Raw genomic sequence first — 20,802 nt, 5'->3', positions numbered from 1 at the left:
GATACACTCTATACTGCCCGCCTGCCCCACCCGAGACCCCGCCATGAGCGCCATCCACATCAAGTACCCCGCCCTGACCTTCAAGGCCGGCCAACGCGCCCTGCGGCAGATCCGCGAGCGCGGCCTGCGGGCCGCCGATGTCGGGGTGCTGCCGGGCGCCGCTGGCGGACCCAAGCCACTGGGCATCCAGGGCCTGGACCTGGCGCTGTTCGGTGAGTGGTTGCCGACGGCGCCGCGCCAACGCGCCCTTGTCGGCGCCTCGATCGGCTCCTGGCGCTTCGCCAGCGCCTGCCTCGACGACCCGGTCGCCGGCATCCGACGCCTGGGCGAGCTGTACACCGAGCAGGATTTCGCCAGGGGCGTGACCCCTAAGCAGATCAGCCAGAGCTGCCAGCGCATGCTCGACGACCTGCTGCAAGGCCGTGACGAGCAGATCCTCGCCAACCCGCATTACCGCCTGAACATCCTGGTGGTGAAAAGTCACGGCCAACTCGCCCACGACCACCGCGGCCGGCTGGGCGTGGGCCTGTCGGCGGTGATCGCCAGCAACCTGCTCGGGCGCTCGCGCCTTGCCCGGCATTTCGAACGAATCATCCTGCATGACCGCCGCAGCGCGCCGCCGCTGGATGCCCTGACCGACTTCCCCTCGCGCTGCCTGCCGCTGGACCTGGCCAACCTGCGGTACGCCCTGCTCGCCTCGGGCTCCATCCCGATGATCATGGAGGGCGTGCGCGACATCCCCGGCGCGGGCGCGGGCACTTACCGCGACGGTGGCCTGCTCGACTACCACCTGGACCTGCCCTACCAGGGCGACGACCTGGTGCTCTACCCGCACTTCACCGACAAGGTGGTGCCGGGCTGGTTCGACAAGGCCCTGCCCTGGCGCAAGGGTGACGCCAGGCGCCTGCAGAACGTGCTGCTGATAACGCCATCGCCGCAGTACCTGGCCGCCCTGCCCTACGGCAAGCTGCCGGGGCGCAAGGACTTCAAGCGCTTCATGGGCGATGCGCCGGGCCGCAGGCGCTACTGGTACAAGGCCATCGCCGAAAGCCAGCGTCTGGGCGACGAACTGCTGGAGCTGATCGCCACCGGGCGGTTGCAGGATCGGTTGCAAGCCTTGTAGCGGGCATGCTGGTAGACTGCGCGCATCATCGATTCACACAGAGTTATGCCAGCGTGGAAATCTTTAAGGAATTTACCTTCGAATCGGCTCACCGCCTGCCCAACGTCCCTGCCGGCCACAAGTGCGGCCGCCTGCATGGTCACTCGTTCAAGGTCGCCCTGCACCTGACCGGCCCGCTCGATCCGCACACTGGCTGGATCCGCGACTTCTCCGAGATCAAGGCGATCTTCAAGCCGATCTACGAGCAACTGGACCACAATTATCTGAACGATATTCCAGGCCTGGAAAACCCCACCAGCGAGGTGATCGCCAAGTGGATCTGGGACCAGGTCAAGCCGTTGCTGCCGGAGCTGTCGAAGGTGCGCATCCATGAGACCTGCACCAGCGGGTGCGAATACACCGGCGACTGATCGCAGGGCCTCATCGCGGGGCAAGCCCGCTCCCACGCCGATTTAGCGTGGGAGCGGGCTTGCCCCGCGATGAGGCCGGCAGCCTTACTGCATGGCGTCGCGCAAGAAGCTCGGAGCGATGTAGCGCTGGTAATGCGCCTCGGACAGCAAGAAGAACTCGCGGTCGATGGCATCGCGCAGCTGCGGCAAGTCCCAGTCACGGAACTCCGGCAACAGCGCCATCCCGTACGCCTCCAGGTCACGGATCATCCGCGCTCCGCGGGCGATCAGCTGATACGCCCAGCAATACTCCGACTGCTGCACGACAAAGCGGATCGAACGCTGCTCCAGCTGCTGGCGCAGCAGCTCTTTGTCGAACACTTCCAGCTTGGCCATCATCACCTGCACCAGCAGTTGCTCCAGGCGCAGCCAGACCGCGCGCTTCTGCTCGTCGTCGTAGCCGTTCCAGTGGATCACTTCGTGGTGAAAGCGCTTGCAGCCGCGGCACACCAGGTCGCCGTAGACCGTGGAGCACAGGCCGACGCAAGGAGTCTTGATGGATTGGTTGGACATGTAGAAACAACGGCTTGGCGGTGGAACACGGGTTCATGTTAGCCCTTTGTCTAACCAGGGTCACCCGTTAAAGTCATCTACGCCGCCTTACCTTCGGCTTATTTTTGCCGTAGAATCACTCCGCCTTTTCAAGGCAACAATGTCCGTTGGAAGCTGTTTTCAAAGCGTCACGAGCACAGTTCATCCGGTAGAACGGCGTTGGCCCTGTCCATGCAAGCGCGCATGGCCATGGCCAACCCCTCATCAGCCTTCCGTTCTACAGGCGTAAAACTTTGAAAGCAGCTTCTGTAAGGATTCTCTGCGACCCTGGCTTGCCGGCTCAAAAAGCCGTCCTTAGCGCATGGGTGCATGGGAATGCTGGATGAGCGTCCCGGACTCCCTTTAGGGACCACTGATGAGGGTAATAACTGTGCTTGAAGCCTACCGCAAACACATCGAAGAGCGTGCCGCTCTGGGTATCGTGCCCCAGCCGCTGAACGCCGAACAAACCGCAGGCCTGGTCGAGCTGCTGAAAAACCCGCCGGCCGGCGAAGAAGCCTTCCTCGTAGACCTGATCACCAACCGCGTTCCGCCAGGAGTCGACGAGGCCGCCTACGTCAAGGCCGCCTTCCTCTCCGCCATCGCCAAGGGCGAAGCCAAGTCCCCGCTGATCGACCGCAAGCACGCCACCGAGCTGCTGGGCACCATGCAGGGCGGCTACAACATCGAGACGCTGGTCGCGCTGCTGGACGACGCCGAACTGGGCGCCGTCGCGGCCGAACAGCTCAAGCACACCCTGCTGATGTTCGATGCCTTCCACGACGTGGCCGAAAAAGCCAAGGCCGGCAACGCCCACGCCAAGGCCGTGCTGGAATCCTGGGCTGCCGGCGAGTGGTTCACCAGCCGTCCGGCGATCGCCGACAAGTACACCCTGACCGTGTTCAAGGTGCCTGGCGAAACCAACACCGACGACCTGTCCCCTGCCCCGGACGCCTGGTCGCGCCCTGACATCCCGCTGCACGCCCTGGCCATGCTGAAGATGGCCCGCGACGGCATCGAGCCTTCGCAGCCAGGTTCGGTCGGCCCGCTGGCCCAGATCGAAGCCGTGAAAGCCAAAGGCTTCCCGGTCGCCTACGTCGGTGACGTGGTCGGTACCGGTTCCTCGCGCAAATCCGCCACCAACTCGGTGCTGTGGTTCTTCGGCGACGACATCCCGTACGTGCCGAACAAGCGCGCCGGTGGTTTCTGCTTCGGCACCAAGATCGCCCCGATCTTCTACAACACCATGGAAGACGCCGGCGCCCTGCCGATCGAATTCGACTGCACCAACCTGGCCATGGGCGACGTCATCGACGTCTACCCGTTCAAAGGTGAAGTGCGCCGTCACGGCAGCGACGAACTGGTCACCAACTTCGAGCTGAAAACCGAAGTACTGCTGGACGAAGTCCGCGCTGGCGGCCGTATCCCGCTGATCGTCGGCCGTGGCCTGACCGAGAAAGCCCGCGCCGAATTGGGCCAGGCCCCATCGGACCTGTTCAAGAAACCCGAGCAGCCTGCCGCTTCGACCAAGGGCTTCACCCTGGCGCAGAAGATGGTCGGTCGCGCCTGCGGTCTGCCGGAAGGCCAGGGCGTGCGCCCAGGTGCCTACTGCGAACCGAAGATGACCACCGTCGGTTCCCAGGACACCACTGGCCCGATGACCCGCGACGAGCTGAAAGACCTGGCGTGCCTGGGCTTCTCCGCCGACCTGGTGATGCAGTCGTTCTGCCACACCGCCGCTTATCCGAAGCCGATCGACGTCACCACCCACCACACCCTGCCAGACTTCATCCGCACCCGTGGCGGCGTGTCGCTGCGTCCAGGCGACGGCATCATCCACAGCTGGCTGAACCGCATGCTGATGCCTGACACCGTCGGCACCGGTGGCGACTCGCACACCCGTTTCCCGATCGGCATCTCGTTCCCGGCCGGTTCCGGCCTGGTGGCCTTCGCCGCCGCCACCGGCGTCATGCCGCTGGACATGCCAGAGTCGATCCTGGTGCGCTTCAAGGGCAAGCTGCAGCCTGGCATCACCCTGCGTGACCTGGTGCATGCGATCCCTTACTACGCCATCCAGAAGGGCCTGCTGACCGTCGAGAAGAAAGGCAAGAAGAACGCCTTCTCCGGCCGCATCCTGGAGATCGAAGGCCTCAACGACCTGACCGTCGAGCAAGCCTTCGAGCTGTCCGACGCCTCGGCCGAACGCTCCGCCGCCGGTTGCACCATCAAGCTGCCGGAGAAGGCCATCGCCGAATACCTGCAGTCCAACATCACCCTGCTGCGCTGGATGATCGGCGAAGGCTACGGCGATGCCCGCACCCTGGAGCGCCGTGCCCAGGCCATGGAAGCCTGGCTGGCCAAGCCTGAGCTGCTGTCGGCCGACGCCGATGCCGAATACGCCGAGATCATCGAGATCGACCTGGCCGACGTCAAGGAGCCTGTGCTCTGCGCGCCGAACGACCCGGACGATGCCCGCCTGCTGTCCTCGGTACAGGGCGAGAAGATCGATGAAGTGTTCATCGGTTCGTGCATGACCAACATCGGTCACTTCCGCGCCGCCGGCAAGCTGCTGGACAAGGTCAAGGGCGGTATCCCGACCCGTCTGTGGCTGGCCCCGCCAACCAAGATGGACGCCCACCAGCTGACCGAGGAAGGCTACTACGGCATCTACGGCAAGGCCGGCGCGCGCATGGAAATGCCAGGCTGCTCGCTGTGCATGGGTAACCAGGCACGTGTGCAGACCGGTTCGACCGTGGTCTCCACCTCGACCCGTAACTTCCCGAACCGTCTGGGCGACGCCACCAACGTGTACCTGGCCTCGGCCGAGCTGGCCGCGGTCGCTTCGATCATCGGCAAGCTGCCGACCGTCGAGGAGTACATGCAGTACGCGAAAGACATCGACAGCATGGCTGCCGACGTCTACCGCTACCTGAGCTTCGACCAGATCGCCGAGTTCCGCGAAGCGGCGGCCAACGCCAAGATCCCGGTGGTTCAGGCGTAAGCTGAGCGGCAAGTTGTAAGCTGCAAGCTGCAAGAAGAAGCCCTGGCAGAAATGCCGGGGCTTTTTTGTGCCGCTTGTGTTGGCCTTGCTGGCCTCTTCGCGGCTAAAGCCGCTCCCACAGGTCCGTCGTAGTCTTGAAGATTTCGGGTTTCCTGTGGGAGCGGCTTTAGCCGCGAAGAGGCCGGTACAGGCCAGCTCAGATCACGAACAATTCAACAAAGCGGTGCACCGCCATCTGCTCAAGCGCCTGCTGATCCCTGCACAGTTCGAAGATTTGCTCGCAGCGCTGCCGCGCGAACCGCGTCGCCAGGTTCTCGCGGAACTTGGCCTCAAGCAACGGCATCCCCTCCTCCCGCCGCCGTCGATGCCCGATCGGGTACTCCACCACCACTTGCGGCGTGTGCGAGCCATCCTTGAAGAACACCTGCACGCCATTGGCGATGGAGCGCTTGTCGGCCTCCAGGTACTCGCGACTGAAGCGCGGCTCCTCGACGATCACCATCTTCTCGCGCAGGCGGTCGATGCTCGGGTGCGCGGCATGGAAGGCATCCTCGTAGTGCTCGGCCACCAGGTCACCGAAGATCAGCGGCACGGCGGTCATGTACTGCAGACAGTGGTCGCGGTCGGCAGCGTTGGCCAGGGGGCCTTCCTTGGAAATAATGCGAATCGCTGACTCGTGGGTAGTGATGAGAATACGGTCGATCTCATGCAGGCGATTGCGCACCTGCGGGTGCAGAATCACCGCAGCCTCGCAGGCGGTCTGGGCATGGAATTCGGCAGGGAAACTGATCTTGAACAGCACGTTCTCCATCACGTAGCTGCCCAATGGCTGCGGCAGGCGCAATTCACGCTGACCTTCTGGCTTGAGCGCCAGGTCCTTGTTGGTATGGCTGAACGACACATGGTAGAACCCCCACTGCCTGGCCGTGAGCGCACCGGGCACACCCATCTCGCCACGCAGGGCGATATCGGCCAGGCGCACGCCTCGACTGGAGGCATCCCCCGCCGCCCACGACTTGCGCGACCCGGCGTTGGGCGCATGACGGTAGGTGCGCAGGGCCTGGCCATCGACGAAGGCATGGGACAGCGCCGACAGCAGCTGCTCGCGATTGGCGCCCATGAGCCTGGCGCAGACCGCCGTGGAAGCGACCTTGACCAGTAGCACATGGTCCAGGCCAACCCGGTTAAAGGAGTTCTCCAGCGCCAGCACGCCCTGGATCTCGTGGGCCATGACCATGGCATCGAGCACCTCGCGCATGACCAGAGGCGCCTCGCCATTGGCCACGCGCTTCTGCGACAGGTGGTCGGTGACCGCCAGGATGCCGCCGAGGTTGTCCGAGGGGTGGCCCCACTCCGCCGCCAACCAGGTGTCGTTGTAGTCCAGCCAGCGGACGATGCAGCCGATGTCCCAGGCGGCCTTGACCGGGTCGAGGCGGTAGCTGGTGCCAGGCACGCGGGCGCCATGTGGAACGATGGTGCCCTCGACCAGCGGGCCGAGGTGCTTGGTGCATTCGGGGAAGCGCAGGGCCAGCAGGCCACAGCCCAGGGTGTCCATCAGGCAATGGCGGGCGGTGTTCAGGGCTTCGGGGGAATCGACGCGGTAGCCGAGCACATAGTCGGCGAGGGTCTGCAGGACCTGGTCGTAGTCGGGGCGGGTGTTGAGGTCTACGTTTGCGCTCATATACAGCTCCCTTCTGGATTGCCGGGGCTGCTCTGCAGCCCCAACCAACGAAAGCCGAACGCTAGATGCCTTAGAAACCATCGCCGGGCACGCGCACCCAGCCCTCCATCAGCACCCGAGCGCTTCGGCTCATGATTGCCTTGGTCACGGTCCACTGCCCGTCCACCTGACGCGCCTCGGCCCCGACCCGCAGCGTGCCGGACGGATGGCCGAAACGCACGGCACTGCGCTCCCCGCCACCGGCGGCGAGGTTGACCAGCGTTCCCGGGATCGCCGCAGCGGTGCCGATGGCGACCGCCGCGGTGCCCATCATCGCGTGGTGCAGCTTGCCCATCGACAGCGCGCGCACCAGCAGGTCAACGTCCTCGGCGGCGACAACCTTGCCACTGGAGGAGGTATAGCCGGTTGGCGCCGCGACGAACGCCACCTTCGGCGTGTGCTGGCGCCCGGCGGCCTGGTCGATGTGCTCGATCAGCCCCATGCGTACCGCGCCATGGGCGCGGAGGGTCTCGAAACGCTGCAATGCCGCAGCATCGCCGTTGATCGCGTCCTGCAGCTCGGTACCGGTATAGCCGATATCGGCGGCATTGACGAAGATGGTCGGGATGCCGGCATTGATCAGAGTCGCCTTGAACGTGCCGACACCCGGCACCTCGAGGTCGTCGACCAGATTGCCGGTGGGGAACATCGCCCCGCCGTCACCGTCCTCGTCGGCGGCCGGATCGAGGAACTCCAGCTGTACCTCGGCGGCCGGAAAGGTCACGCCGTCGAGCTCGAAATCACCGGTTTCCTGCACCTCGCCTTCGGTGACCGGCACATGGGCGATGATGGTCTTGCCGATATTGGCCTGCCAGATCCGCACGGTGGCGATGCCATTGCGCGGAATGCGGCTGGCATCGACCAGCCCGCCGCCGATGGCGAACGAGCCGACCGCGGCGGACAGGTTGCCGCAGTTGCCGCTCCAGTCGACGAAAGCCTTGTCGATCGACACCTGGCCGAACAGGTAGTCGACGTCGTGGTCGGCCTTGAGGCTCTTCGACAGGATCACCGTCTTGCTGGTGCTGGACGTCGCGCCGCCCATGCCGTCGATCTGCTTGCCGTACGGGTCGGGGCTGCCGATCACCCGCAGCAGCAGGGCGTCGCGGGCCGGGCCCGGGACCTGGGCGCGCTCGGGCAGGTCCTGGAGGCGGAAGAACACGCCTTTGCTGGTGCCGCCACGAATATAGGTGGCGGGGATTCTTACTTGAGGTACATGGGCCATTGCAGTTTTTCCTGATCTTTTCGTTTCGGCGAAAATCCCTGGGGCTGCTTTGCAGCCCTTTCGCGACACAAGGCCGCTCCTACAGGAGGTCGCGGTCGCCTGTAGGAGCGGCCTTGTGTCGCGAAAGGGCCGCAAAGCGGCCCCCGTTTCATGCTCAGGCCGCGCCTTCCAGGAAGTCCTGGGCAAAGCGCTGCAACACGCCACCCGCCTCGTAGATCGACACCTCTTCGGCGGTATCCAGGCGGCAGGTCACCGGCACCTCGACACGCTCGCCATTGCGCCGCGTCACCACCAGGGTCAGCGTCGCGCGTGGCTTGCGCTCACCGAGCACGTCATAGGTCTCGCTGCCGTCCAGGCCCAGGGTCTTGCGGTCGGTGCCCGGCTTGAACTCCAGCGGCAGCACGCCCATGCCCACCAGGTTGGTGCGGTGGATACGCTCGAAGCCTTCGGCGACGATGGCCTCGACACCGGCCAGGCGCACGCCCTTGGCCGCCCAGTCACGGGACGAGCCCTGGCCGTAGTCGGCACCGGCAACGATGATCAGCGGCTGCTTGCGCTCCATGTAGGTCTCGATGGCCTCCCACATGCGGGTCACCTTGCCTTCCGGCTCAAGGCGCGCCAGCGACCCCTGCTTCACGCTGCCGTCGTCCTTGCGCACCATCTCGTTGAACAGCTTGGGGTTGGCGAAGGTGGCGCGCTGGGCGGTGAGGTGGTCGCCACGGTGGGTCGCGTAGGAGTTGAAGTCCTCCTCCGGCAGGCCCATCTTGGCCAGGTACTCGCCGGCGGCGCTGTCGAGCAGGATGGCATTGGACGGTGACAGGTGATCGGTGGTGATGTTGTCCGGCAGCACCGCCAGAGGGCGCATGCCGCGCAGGGTGCGCTCGCCGGCCAGGGCGCCTTCCCAGTACGGCGGGCGACGGATGTAGGTGCTCATCGGGCGCCATTCGTACAGCGGCGCCACCTTCGGCCCGCGATCTTCCTCGATGGCGAACATCGGGATGTAGACCTTGCGGAACTGCTCGGGCTTGACCGCCGCACGCACGACCGCGTCGATCTCTTCGTCGCTCGGCCAGATATCCTTGAGACGGATTTCCTTGCCGTCGACCACGCCCAGCACATCTTTCTCGATGTCGAAGCGGATGGTGCCAGCGATGGCGTAAGCCACCACCAGCGGCGGCGAGGCGAGGAACGCCTGCTTGGCGTAGGGGTGAATGCGCCCATCGAAGTTGCGGTTGCCCGACAGCACGGCGGTGGCATAAAGATCGCGGTCGATGATTTCCTGCTGGATCACCGGGTCCAGCGCACCGGACATGCCGTTGCAGGTGGTACAGGCGAACGCGACGATGCCAAAGCCCAGCTGCTCCAGTTCTTTCTCCAGGCCGGCTTCTTCCAGGTACAGCTGCACGGCTTTGGAGCCTGGCGCCAGCGACGACTTGACCCAGGGCTTGCGTGCCAGGCCGAGCTTGTTGGCATTGCGCGCCAGCAGGCCTGCGGCGATCACGTTGCGTGGGTTGCTGGTGTTGGTGCAGCTGGTGATGGCGGCGATGATCACCGCGCCGTCCGGCATCTGGCCCGGCACTTCTTCCCAGGCGCCGGCGATGCCCTTGGCCGCCAGTTCGCTGGTGGCCACTCGGGCATGCGGGTTGGACGGGCCGGCCATGTTGCGCACCACGCTCGACAGGTCGAAGCTCAGGGTGCGCTCGTACTCGGCCTTGGCCAGGCTGTCGGCCCACAGGCCCGCGACCTTGGCGTAGGTTTCCACCAGCTGCACCTGCTGGTCATCACGACCGGTGAGCTTGAGGTAGTCGATGGTCTGCTGGTCGATGGCGAACATCGCCGCGGTGGCGCCGTACTCCGGGGCCATGTTGGAGATGGTGGCGCGGTCGCCCAGGGTCAGCGCGCTGGCGCCTGCGCCGTGGAACTCCAGGTAGGCGCCGACCACCTTCTGCTTGCGCAGGAACTCGGTGAGCGCCAGCACCAGGTCGGTGGCGGTGATGTTCGGCGCCAGGCGACCGGTCAGCTCGACGCCGACGATTTCCGGCAGGCGCATCCACGAGGCACGGCCGAGCATCACGTTCTCGGCCTCCAGGCCGCCGACGCCGATGGCGATCACGCCCAGGGCATCCACATGCGGGGTATGGCTGTCGGTGCCGACACAGGTGTCCGGGTAGGCCACGCCGCGATCGTTGTGGATCACCGGCGACATCTTCTCCAGGTTGATCTGGTGCATGATGCCGTTGCCCGGCTGGATCACGTCGACGTTCTTGAACGCCTGCTTGGTCCAGTTGATGAAGTGGAAACGGTCTTCGTTGCGGCGGTCCTCGATGGCGCGGTTCTTGTCGAACGCCTGCGGATCGAAGCCGCCGCACTCCACGGCCAGCGAGTGGTCGACGATCAATTGCACCGGTACCACAGGGTTGACCTGGGCCGGGTCGCCGCCCTTGTCGGCGATGGCGTCGCGCAGGCCGGCCAGGTCGACCAGGGCGGTCTGGCCGAGAATGTCGTGACATACCACGCGGGCCGGGAACCAGGGGAAGTCGAGGTCGCGCTTGCGCTCGATCAGCTGTTCCAGCGAGGCGTTGAGGGTGGCCGGATCACAGCGGCGCACCAGGTTTTCGGCCAGTACCCGGGAGGTGTACGGCAGGCCCTCGTAGGCGCCGGGCTTGATCGCCTCGACCGCGGCACGGGCGTCGAAGTAGTCCAGGGCGGTGCCTGGCAGGTTCTTGCGGAATGCGGTGTTCATATCGTTATCGGGCTCGGTCACGGTAATCGTTATGCAGGTCTGGCCATTGGGGCCGCTGCGCGCCCCTTTCGCGACACAAGGCCGCTCCTACAGGGACTGCGCCGCACCTGTAGGAGCGGCCTTGTGTCGCGAAAGGGCTGCGCAGCAGCCCCAGCAGTCGACAATTCAGCGCTGCTCGATCGGCACGAACTGGCGCTGTTCGACGCCCACGTACTCGGCGCTCGGGCGGATGATGCGGTTGTTGGCGCGCTGCTCGAACACGTGCGCGGCCCAGCCGGTCAGGCGCGAGCAGACGAAGATCGGGGTGAACAGCTTGGTCGGGATGCCCATGAAGTGATACGCCGAGGCATGGTAGAAGTCGGCGTTGGGGAACAGGCGCTTCTGCTCCCACATGGTTTTGTCGATGGCTTCGGAAACCGGGTACAGGACCTTGTCGCCGACTTCATCGGCGAGCTGCTTCGACCAGCCCTTGATCACTTCGTTACGCGGGTCGGACTCTTTGTAGATGGCGTGGCCAAAGCCCATGATCTTGTCCTTGCGCTCGAGCATGCGCAGCAGCTCGGCGGTGGCTTCCCGCGGGGTCTGGAAGCGCTCGATCAGCTCCATCGCCGCTTCGTTGGCGCCGCCGTGCAGCGGGCCGCGCAGCGAGCCGATGGCGGCGGTGACGCAAGAGTAGAGGTCGGACAGGGTCGAGGCGCAGACCCGGGCGGTGAAGGTCGAGGCGTTGAACTCGTGCTCGGCGTAGAGGATCAGCGAGACGTTCATCACCTTGACGTGCAGCGCGCTCGGCTTCTTGCCGTGCAGCAGGTGCAGGAAGTGACCGCCCAAGGTGTCCTCGTCGCTGGTGCAGTCGATGCGCACGCCGTGGTGGGTGAAGCGGTACCAGTAGCACATCACCGCCGGGAACAGCGCCAGCAGGCGATCGGTCTTCTCGCGCTGGGCGTCGAAGGTCAGCTCGGGCTCGAGGGTGCCGAGCACCGAGCAGCCGGTGCGCATCACGTCCATCGGGTGGGCGTCGCGCGGAATGCGCTCGAGCACTTCCTTCAGCGCTTGCGGCAGGTCGCGCAGACCCTTGAGCTTGCGCTTGTAGTCGGCCAACTCCGTCTTGCTCGGCAGCTCGCCGTACAGCAGCAGGTAGGCGACTTCCTCGAACTCGGCGCCGGCGGCCAGGTCGCGCACGTCATAGCCGCGGTAGGTCAGGCCGGCCCCGGCCTGGCCGACGGTCGACAGCGCGGTCTGGCCGGCCACCTGGCCACGCAGGCCCGCGCCACTGAGTACTTTTGCTTCGGCCATGGTGTTTCTCCTTTCTTGAATTTGTTATCGAAGTCTTGCTGGCTAATCCTGGTGACTTGTACCGGCCCTATCGCGGGGCAAGCCCTCTCCCACGAAGCCGCTACAGGTGTTCGCTTACCCTTTCTTCTGGGCAAACAACGCATCGAGGCGTTGCTCGAAGGCGTGGTAGCCGATGGCATCGTAGAGCTCCATGCGGGTCTGCATGGTGTCGATCACGTTCTTCTGGGTGCCGTCGCGGCGCAGCGCGGTGTAGACGTTCTCGGCCGCCTTGTTCATGGCGCGGAAGGCCGACAGCGGGTACAGCACCAGCGACACGTCGACCGAAGCCAGTTCCTCGGTGGTGTACAGCGGCGTGGCGCCGAACTCGGTGATATTGGCCAGGATCGGCGCCTTCACCCGGTCGGCGAAGGTCTTGTACATCGAAAGCTCGGTGATGGCTTCCGGGAAGATCATGTCGGCGCCGGCCTCGATGCAGGCGGCGGCGCGGTCCAGCGCGGCGTTCAGGCCTTCCACCGCCAGGGCATCGGTACGCGCCATGATCACGAAGCTGTCGTCGCTGCGGGCGTCGACGGCGGCCTTGATGCGATCGACCATCTCCTGCTGCGAGACGATCTCCTTGTTCGGCCGGTGGCCGCAGCGCTTGGCGCCGACCTGGTCCTCGATATGGATAGCCGCAGCGCCGAACTTGCTCATCGACTTGACGGTGCGGGCAACGTTGAAGGCCGAGGCGCCGAAGCCGGTGTCGACATCCACCAGCAGCGGCAGGTCGCACACGTCGGTGATGCGCCGTACGTCGGTGAGCACATCGTCCAGGCCGCTGATGCCCAGGTCCGGCAGGCCCAGGGAGCCGGCGGCGACACCGCCGCCGGACAGGTAGATGGCCTTGAAGCCGGCGCGCTTGGCCAGCAGGGCATGGTTGGCGTTGATGGTCCCGACCACCTGCAGCGGATGTTCGGCGGCGACCGCGTCACGGAAACGCTGGCCGGGCGTGCTCTTCACTGTCATGACTCACCTCGTGGGCTATTGTTGTCGGCACCTTGGTAGTGGCGCTCGATATTGCGTTTGGACGCGCCGATGTGGCGGCGCATCAGGAGTTCTGCCAGTTCGCCGTCACGGGCCTCGATCGCGTCGAGGATGCGGTGGTGCTCGGCGAAGGCCTGGCGCGGGCGGTTGGGCGTGCTGGAGAACTGGATGCGGTACATGCGCACCAGTTGGTACAGCTCGCCGCAGAGCATCTTGTACAGGGTCTGGTTGCCGCTGCCCTGGATGATCCGGTAGTGGAAGTCGTAGTCGCCTTCCTGCTGGTAGTAGCCCTGCCCGGCCTGGAACGCGGCGTCGCGCTCATGGGTGTCGAGCACGTGGCGCAGTTCGTCGATGGCCGCCTGGCTCATGCGCTCGGCGGCCAGGCGGCAGGCCATGCCTTCGAGGGATTCGCGGATTTCGTACAGTTCGATCAGCTCGGCATGGCTGAGCGATACGACCCGGGCGCCGACATGCGGCACGCGCACCAGCAGGCGCTGGCCCTCCAGGCGGTGGATCGCCTCGCGCAGCGGGCCGCGGCTGATGCCGTAGGTACGCGCCAGCTCCGGCTCGGATATCTTGCTGCCGGGGGCGATGTCGCCCTTGACGATGGCGGCCTGGATGCAGCGGAAGACATGCTCCGAGAGGGTCTCGGTCTCGTCCTGGGGCAGTGCGGTGGCCGGGGCTGTATCCAGCATGATTGTCGACACCTTCAAAATCAGTGACGCCAAAACTAGCCAAATAGAGGAGCTGAGTCAAAGACAAAAAGAATATTGTCGACAATCGTCTAATAACGAACTTACCCCGCCCTTACGGGGTCTGATCGCGGGCGCGCTGGCGTCAAGACATCGGCGTGATAGAATGCCGCGCTCCCCCGGGAGCATGGATAGTGTGTCTGTCATCATTTCATGTTGTTGACAGATCAATGAGGACGCTTGGCCAGTCGCCTTGCCCTGAACTTCGCACCGCACCGCGCCAGGATTATGAGACTCATACCCGTTTCACTGCTGCTCTGCCTGACCCTGCTGCCGGCGCTCGCGCCCGCGGCCGAGAAGACCGTGTACGGTCTGAACGAATACGCCCGCCTGGGCGGCCTTGACCTGGAAGTCGCGGCCAAGCTCGACACCGGCGCCAAGACCGCCTCGCTCAGCGCCCGCGACATCAAGCGCTTCAAGCGCAACGGCGAAAGCTGGGTGCGCTTCTACCTGGCCATCGACGCCGCGCACAAGCACCCCATCGAACGCCCCCTGGCCCGCGTCAGCAAGATCAAGCGCCGCGCCGGGGACTATGATGTCGAATCCGGCAAGGCCTACACCGCCCGCCCGGTCATCGAACTCGAGATCTGCATGGGCCAGACGCAACGCACCATCGAGGTCAACCTCACCGACCGCAGCGCCTTCCAGTTCCCGCTGCTGATCGGTTCCGAGGCCCTCAAGCACTTCGGTGCGCTGGTCGACCCAAGCCTTAAATACGCGGCCGGCAAACCTGCCTGCGCCACCGAAGCTCCCAAAGCAGAGTAATTCCGATGCGCTCTCTTACCCTTCACCTGAAAGTCCTGATCACCGTCCTGGTGCTGCTGGGCATCGCGATCACGGCCTATCAGATCTTCGCCCTCGGCATTCCGGTGACCGAGGACGAGACCGACGACCTGTGGAACATCGACGCCAAGGTCGAGTTCGTCGCCAGCGCCAAGGACCCGGTCAAGGTGCAGATGTTCGTGCCCCCGCTGAACCGTGACTACGTGAGCCTCAACGAGAGCTTCATCTCCAACAACTATGGAGTGAGCGTCAACCGCGCCGATGGCAACCGCAAGGTGACCTGGTCGGCCCGTCGTGCCAGCGGCAACCAGACCCTCTACTACCGCCTGGTGCTGACCAAGCGCTACAGCACCGAAAAAGCCAAGATCAAGGGCCCGACCTTCCGCGACAGCCTGGCCGTAGAAGGCCCGGAAAAGATCGCCGCCGAAGCGCTGATGGCGCCGATCCGCCAGCACTCGGCCGACGTCGAGACCTTCGTCAGCGAGACCATCAAGCGGGTCAACAACCTCAATGACGACAACGTCAAGCTGCTGCTGGCCGGCGACACCTCGCCGATGAAGAAAGCCCAGGTGATCGACCTGCTGCTGTCCATCGCCCATGTGCCGCTGGAAAAGGTCCACACCATCCGCCTGGTCGCCGACACCCCGCAAAACCCCGAACTGTGGCTGCGCAGCTTCAACGGCAACGACTGGCTGTACTTCAACCCGGATACCGGCGAGCAGGGCCTGCCAGCCGACCGCCTGCTGTGGTGGACGGGCGATGACAACCTGATCACCGTCGATGGCGGCAGGAAAGCCAGCGTCACCTTCAGCATGAACAACAGCGAGATGAACGCCATCCGCCTGGCCAAGCTGACCGACGAGAACACCGACGCCGACTTCCTCGAGTATTCGCTGTACGGCCTGCCGCTGCAGACCCAACAGACCTTCATGATCATGGTGATGATCCCGATCGGCGTGCTGGTGATCCTGGTGCTGCGCAACCTGATCGGCATCCAGACCCTGGGTACCTTCACCCCGGTGCTGATCGCCCTGGCCTTCCGCGAGACCCAGCTGGGCTTCGGCATCATCCTGTTCACGGTGATCACCGCGCTGGGCCTGTCGCTGCGCTCGTACCTTGAGCACCTCAAGCTGCAGATGCTGCCGCGCTTGTCGGTGGTACTGACCTTCGTCGTGGTGCTGATCGCCGCCATCAGCCTGTTCAGCCACAAGCTGGGCCTGGAGCGCGGCCTGTCGGTGGCACTGTTCCCGATGGTGATCCTGACCATGACCATCGAGCGCCTGTCGATCACCTGGGAAGAGCGTGGCGGCGGCCATGCCATGAAAGTGGCCATCGGCACCCTGTTCGCCGCCTCCATCGCGCACCTGCTGATGACCGTGCCGGAAGCGGTGTACTTCGTCTTCACCTTCCCGGCGGTGCTGCTGATCCTGGTGGGCTTCATGCTGGCGATGGGTCGCTACCGCGGCTACCGCCTGACCGAGCTCGTGCGCTTCAAGGCATTCCTGAAGAAGGCTGACGCCTGATGTTTGGCCTGATCAAGACGTGGAAAGCCCTGGAGGCCCGGGGCATCATGGGTATCAACCGGCGCAACGCGGACTACGTGTTGAAGTACAACAAGCGCCACCTGTACCCGATCGTCGACGACAAGATCATCACCAAGGAGCGTGCCCTGGCGGCCGGCATCCATGTGCCGGAGATGTACGGCATCATCGAGACCGAGAAGCAGATCGAGAAACTCGACGAGATCATCGGCGGGCGCAGCGACTTCGTCATCAAGCCGGCCCAGGGCGCCGGCGGTGACGGCATCCTGGTGATCGCCGACCGTTTCGAGGACCGCTATCGCACGGTGTCGGGCAAGATCATCAGCCATGAGGAGATCGAGCACCAGATCTCCAGCATCCTCACCGGCCTGTACTCGCTGGGCGGGCACCGCGACCGCGCGCTGATCGAGTACCGGGTCACCCCGGACCAGATCTTCAAGAGCATCAGCTACGAAGGCGTGCCGGACATCCGCATCATCGTGCTGATGGGCTATCCGGTGATGGCCATGCTGCGCCTGCCGACCCGCCAGTCCGGCGGCAAGGCCAACCTGCACCAGGGTGCCATCGGCGTGGGTGTGGACCTGGCCACCGGCCTGACCCTGCGCGGCACCTGGCTGAACAAGATCATCAGCAAGCACCCGGACACCACCAACGCGGTGGACGGTGTGCAGCTGCCGAACTGGGACGGTTTCATGAAGCTCGCGGCCAGCTGCTACGAGCTGTGCGGCCTGGGCTACATCGGCGTGGACATGGTCCTGGATCAGGACAAGGGCCCGCTGATCCTCGAGCTCAACGCCCGCCCCGGCCTGAACATCCAGATCGCCAACGACTGCGGCCTGACCCAGCGCACCCATGCCATCGAGGCGCACCTGGAGATGCTGGCCAAGGAAGGTCGCAGCGAGGATGCCGAGCAGCGCGTGAACGTCTCGCAGGGCTTGTTCGGGCACGTCAATCCGCTTTAGTCCAGGCCCTGCGCAATCCCTGTAGGAGCGGCCTTGTGTCGCGAAAGGGCCGCAAAGCGGCCCCGGCAATCTCTGCATAAACGCTGAAATTCTGGGGCTGCTTTGCAGCCCTTTCCGACCGGTCCGACGCCTCGGCAAGGCCGCTCCTACAGGGGAATTGCGCAAATCCGGATGGTGAATGTCGCTGCCAGCGCTAGGCGCATTTCCTACACAGGACTACAATCGCCCTCCTCGCTTTTCATCGCCGTCCATCCTGATGCCGACCTGTACGCTCCACCCCCTGCCCTACCAGCCCGACCCCGCCTTCTACTTCGAACGCCTGCGCCGCGCGCCCGGTGCGATCCTGCTCGACAGCGCCCGTCCAGGCGCCGAGCGTGGCCGCTACGACCTGCTCAGCGCCTGGCCGTTGCAACAGTTGCAGGCACACCCCGACGAAGACGGTCGCGACTACCTCCAGCGCCTGCGCCAGGCTCTGGCCGACCTGGGGACGGCACAACTGCCCGAGAGCATCGAACTGCCGTTCGCCGGTGGCCTGATCGGCTACCTGAGCTACGACTTCGGCCGGCGCCTGGAGCAGCTGCCGACGCACGCGGTCGACGACCTCGGCCTGCCCGACGCGCGGCTGGGGCTGTATGCCTGGGCACTGGTGTCCGACCATCGGCTGTGCAGCAGCCAGCTGGTGTTCCACCCGAGCCTGCCCGAGGCCGAGCAACAACGGCTCATCGCGTTGTTCGAGACCAGCACCCCAGGCGATAGCGGTGACTTCCACCTGCTCGCGCCCATGACCGGCGACCTTCGTCCCGAGCAATACCGGACGGCGTTCGACCAGGTTCAGCACTACATCCAGGCCGGCGACTGCTACCAGATCAACCTCACCCAGCGCTTTCGCGCCCCCTGCCAGGGCGACCCGTGGCGCGCCTACCAGGCCCTGCGCGCCGCCTGCCCGACGCCGTTCTCCGGCTACCAGCAGCTGGATGAAGGCACGGCGTTGCTGAGCTTCTCCCCCGAGCGCTTCATCCGCGTCAGCCAGGGCGCGGTCGAGACCCGCCCGATCAAGGGCACCCGCCCGCGCGCCGCCGACCCGGCCGAGGACGCGCGCAACGCCGCCGAGCTGCTGGCAAGCGCCAAGGACCGCTCGGAAAACCTGATGATCGTCGACCTGCTGCGCAACGACATCGGCCGCACCTGCCAGACCGGCTCGGTGAAGGTGCCGGAGCTGTTCAGCCTGGAGAGCTACCCCAATGTCCACCACCTGGTCAGCAGCGTGGTAGGCCGACTGGCCGCCGACAAGGACGCCCTGGACCTGATCGCCGGCAGCTTCCCCGGCGGCTCGATCACCGGCGCCCCGAAGATCCGCGCCATGCAGATCATCGACGAGCTGGAGCCGGCGCGCCGGGCGCTGTACTGCGGCTCGCTGCTGTATGTCGATGTGCGCGGCGAAATGGACAGCTCCATCGCTATCCGCAGCCTGCTGGTCAAGGATGGCCAGGTCAGTTGCTGGGGCGGCGGCGCGGTGGTGGCCGATTCGCACTGGCAGGCCGAGTACGAGGAGTCGATCGCCAAGGTGCGGGTGCTGATGGAAACGCTGCAGATCTTGTAATCAGCGGCGCCTGCTTCCCGTTCAAGCCCGCCCCCACAAGGCCTGCGCCACTGTCGGGATCACTCGACACCTGTGGGAGCGGGTTTACCCGCGAAAGGGCCCGCGCAGGTAGCACAAACCCTTGAGATAAACGTCTGCCCCGCCATTTTTTGTTACCATCTGAGCACTACGAGCGCACAGCGCCACTCAACCGATGGAAACCGCCTGATGAGCCAACCCTTCGACGTCGCCGCCCTGGCCGCGACCTACGCCAGCAAGTCCCCGCAGGAGATCCTCAAGCTCGCCTTCGAGCATTTTGGCGATGACCTGTGGATCTCCTTCAGCGGCGCCGAGGATGTGGTGCTGGTGGACATGGCCTGGAAGCTGAACAAGCAGGTCAAGGTGTTCAGCCTCGACACCGGTCGCCTGCACCCGGAGACCTACCGGTTCATCGACCAGGTGCGCGAGCAGTACAACCTGCCCATCGAGATCCTCAGCCCGGACCGCGACAAGCTCGACCCGTTCGTCAAGGAAAAAGGCCTGTTCAGCTTCTACAAGGACGGCCACGGCGAGTGCTGCGGCATCCGCAAGATCGAGCCGCTGCGCCGCAAGCTGGCCACCGTCAGCGCCTGGGCCACTGGCCAGCGCCGCGACCAGAGCCCGGGGACCCGCAGCCAGGTGGCGGCCCTGGAAATCGACAGCGCCTTCTCCACTCCCGAGCGCACCCTGTACAAGTTCAATCCGCTGGCGCAGATGACCAGCGAGGAAGTCTGGGGTTATATCCGCATGCTCGAGCTGCCCTACAACAGCCTGCACGAGCGCGGCTTCATCAGCATCGGCTGTGAGCCCTGCACCCGCCCGGTGCTGCCGAACCAGCACGAGCGCGAAGGGCGTTGGTGGTGGGAAGAGTCGACCCAGAAGGAATGCGGGTTGCACGCCGGCAACCTGATCAGCAAGGCTTGAAATAGCGGGGGCCGCTTCGCGCCCCATCGCGACACAAGGCCGCTCCTACAGGAGATCGCACAATCCTGTAGGAGCGGCCTTGTGTCGCGAAAGGGCCGCAAAGCGGCCCCGCTATTTCAGATCAGTGCACCGGCAGCTCGACACCCTCGAACAGCTCTTCGAGCTCCTGCTTGTTATGGCACTGGATCGCCTTGGCCATCACCTCACGGGTCAGGTGCGGCGCGAACTTCTCGATGAAATCGCACATGAAGCCACGCAGGAAGGTGCCGCGACGGAAGCCGATCTTGGTGATGCTGGCCTCGAACAGTTCGCTGGCGTCCAGGCACACCAGATCGCTGTCGAGCTTCGCATCGACCGCCATCTTGGCCACGATCCCCACGCCCAACCCCAGGCGCACATAAGTCTTGATCACGTCGGCATCGGCGGCGGTGAACACCACCTTCGGCGTCAGGCCGCGATGGTTGAATGCCTCGTCGAGCTTGGAACGACCGGTGAAACCGAACACGTAAGTGACGATCGGATACTCCGCCACCGCCTCCAGCGTCAGCTTCGGCAGCTTGGTCAGCGGGTGCCCCTGGGGCACCACCACGCAACGATTCCACTTGTAGCACGGCATCATGATCAGGTCGCCGAACAGCTCCAGTGCCTCGGTGGCGATGGCGAAGTCGACGGTGCCGTCGGCGGCCATCTCGGCGATCTGCATCGGCGAGCCCTGGTGCATGTGCAGGGCGACTTCCGGGTATTGCTTGATGAAGCTGCTGATCACCGGTGGCAGCGCGTAACGTGCCTGGGTGTGGGTGGTGGCGATCGACAGCGTGCCTTTTTTCTCGTTGGAGAATTCCTGGGCGATCTGCTTGATGCTTTCGACCTTGCGCAGGATCTCGCCGGCGGTATTGATGATGCGCTCGCCGGCCGGGGTGACACGGGTCAGGTGCTTGCCGCTGCGGGCGAAGACTTCGACGCCCAGCTCGTCCTCGAGCAGGCGGATCTGCTTGCTGATCCCGGGTTGGGAGGTGTACAGGCTCTGCGCCGTCGCGGAAACGTTGAGGTCATGGTGCGCCACTTCCCAGATGTAGCGCAGTTGCTGAAGCTTCATAGATATCCCTCAGAGACGGTA

Annotated in this window: 16 protein-coding genes; 8 read left to right on the top strand and 8 right to left on the bottom strand. The window is 64.9% G+C overall.

The window, feature by feature from the left end:
• The first annotated feature begins 43 nt into the window (after nucleotides 1–43).
• Nucleotides 44–1,123: a patatin-like phospholipase family protein gene (locus ACYUME_RS09345; RefSeq protein WP_279880375.1), complete on the top strand. Its 1,080-nt coding sequence runs from the start codon at nucleotides 44–46 to the stop codon at nucleotides 1,121–1,123.
• A gap of 53 nt (nucleotides 1,124–1,176) precedes the next feature.
• Nucleotides 1,177–1,533, top strand: coding sequence for a 6-carboxytetrahydropterin synthase QueD (gene queD / locus ACYUME_RS09340; protein WP_023630589.1), 357 nt, complete (start codon nucleotides 1,177–1,179; stop codon nucleotides 1,531–1,533).
• An 84-nt stretch (nucleotides 1,534–1,617) separates the two neighbouring features.
• On the opposite strand, the gene ACYUME_RS09335 is transcribed toward queD, so the two are convergent.
• Nucleotides 1,618–2,085, bottom strand: a complete 468-nt coding sequence (locus ACYUME_RS09335) for a DUF1289 domain-containing protein (protein ID WP_279911485.1) — start codon at nucleotides 2,083–2,085, stop codon at nucleotides 1,618–1,620.
• 409 nt (nucleotides 2,086–2,494) lie between these two features.
• Here ACYUME_RS09335 and acnB point away from each other — a divergent pair, with 409 nt between their 5' ends.
• Nucleotides 2,495–5,104 (top strand): bifunctional aconitate hydratase 2/2-methylisocitrate dehydratase, encoded by a 2,610-nt coding sequence (gene acnB, locus ACYUME_RS09330; protein ID WP_279888876.1) that lies wholly within the window; start codon nucleotides 2,495–2,497, stop codon nucleotides 5,102–5,104.
• 196 nt (nucleotides 5,105–5,300) lie between these two features.
• Here the strand turns inward: acnB and prpD are convergent, their stop codons facing one another.
• From prpD to ACYUME_RS09300, 6 genes are all read right to left on the bottom strand, one after another.
• Nucleotides 5,301–6,785, bottom strand: coding sequence for a 2-methylcitrate dehydratase (gene prpD, locus ACYUME_RS09325; protein ID WP_460418653.1), 1,485 nt, complete (start codon nucleotides 6,783–6,785; stop codon nucleotides 5,301–5,303).
• Nucleotides 6,786–6,855: 70 nt separating this feature from the next.
• Entirely contained in the window at nucleotides 6,856–8,046 is a 1,191-nt protein-coding gene (gene prpF, locus ACYUME_RS09320; protein ID WP_460418652.1) for a 2-methylaconitate cis-trans isomerase PrpF, read from the bottom strand.
• A gap of 154 nt (nucleotides 8,047–8,200) precedes the next feature.
• A complete protein-coding gene (gene acnD / locus ACYUME_RS09315; protein ID WP_460418651.1) occupies nucleotides 8,201–10,789 on the bottom strand; it encodes a Fe/S-dependent 2-methylisocitrate dehydratase AcnD in 2,589 nt (862 codons plus the stop codon).
• A 165-nt stretch (nucleotides 10,790–10,954) separates the two neighbouring features.
• The gene (gene prpC / locus ACYUME_RS09310; RefSeq protein WP_460418650.1) at nucleotides 10,955–12,082 is read right to left on the bottom strand and encodes a bifunctional 2-methylcitrate synthase/citrate synthase; all 1,128 of its coding nucleotides are present in this window, start codon (nucleotides 12,080–12,082) and stop codon (nucleotides 10,955–10,957) included.
• A 114-nt stretch (nucleotides 12,083–12,196) separates the two neighbouring features.
• On the bottom strand, nucleotides 12,197–13,087 hold the full coding sequence (gene prpB / locus ACYUME_RS09305; RefSeq protein WP_460418649.1) for a methylisocitrate lyase: 891 nt from the start codon (nucleotides 13,085–13,087) through the stop codon (nucleotides 12,197–12,199).
• Nucleotides 13,084–13,800 (bottom strand): GntR family transcriptional regulator, encoded by a 717-nt coding sequence (locus tag ACYUME_RS09300; RefSeq protein WP_279885654.1) that lies wholly within the window; start codon nucleotides 13,798–13,800, stop codon nucleotides 13,084–13,086. The genes prpB and ACYUME_RS09300 overlap by 4 nt, the downstream gene beginning before the upstream one ends.
• Nucleotides 13,801–14,085: 285 nt before the next feature.
• On the opposite strand from ACYUME_RS09300, the gene rloA reads away from it, so the two are divergent.
• From rloA to ACYUME_RS09275, 5 genes are all read left to right on the top strand, one after another.
• Nucleotides 14,086–14,622, top strand: a complete 537-nt coding sequence (gene rloA, locus ACYUME_RS09295) for a retropepsin-like aspartic peptidase RloA (protein ID WP_279885657.1) — start codon at nucleotides 14,086–14,088, stop codon at nucleotides 14,620–14,622.
• A gap of 5 nt (nucleotides 14,623–14,627) precedes the next feature.
• On the top strand, nucleotides 14,628–16,163 hold the full coding sequence (gene rloB / locus ACYUME_RS09290; protein ID WP_460418648.1) for an osmotic stress tolerance membrane protein RloB: 1,536 nt from the start codon (nucleotides 14,628–14,630) through the stop codon (nucleotides 16,161–16,163).
• Entirely contained in the window at nucleotides 16,163–17,143 is a 981-nt protein-coding gene (locus ACYUME_RS09285; RefSeq protein ID WP_460418647.1) for an alpha-L-glutamate ligase-like protein, read from the top strand. The genes rloB and ACYUME_RS09285 overlap by 1 nt, the downstream gene beginning before the upstream one ends.
• 256 nt (nucleotides 17,144–17,399) lie before the next feature.
• The gene (gene pabB, locus ACYUME_RS09280; RefSeq protein ID WP_460418646.1) at nucleotides 17,400–18,743 is read left to right on the top strand and encodes an aminodeoxychorismate synthase component I; all 1,344 of its coding nucleotides are present in this window, start codon (nucleotides 17,400–17,402) and stop codon (nucleotides 18,741–18,743) included.
• Nucleotides 18,744–18,950: 207 nt separating this feature from the next.
• Nucleotides 18,951–19,685 carry a phosphoadenylyl-sulfate reductase gene (locus tag ACYUME_RS09275; protein WP_050705067.1) on the top strand — a complete coding sequence of 245 codons (735 nt, stop codon included), beginning with the start codon at nucleotides 18,951–18,953 and terminating at the stop codon, nucleotides 19,683–19,685.
• Between the two features lie 121 nt (nucleotides 19,686–19,806).
• Here ACYUME_RS09275 and cysB read toward each other — a convergent pair whose 3' ends face one another.
• Entirely contained in the window at nucleotides 19,807–20,781 is a 975-nt protein-coding gene (cysB, locus tag ACYUME_RS09270; RefSeq protein WP_279806355.1) for an HTH-type transcriptional regulator CysB, read from the bottom strand.
• Nucleotides 20,782–20,802: the final 21 nt, after the last annotated feature.

The sequence above is a fragment of the Pseudomonas sp. microsymbiont 2 genome, from assembly GCF_054788395.1.
This window is presented reverse-complemented; position numbering and strand designations above follow the sequence as displayed.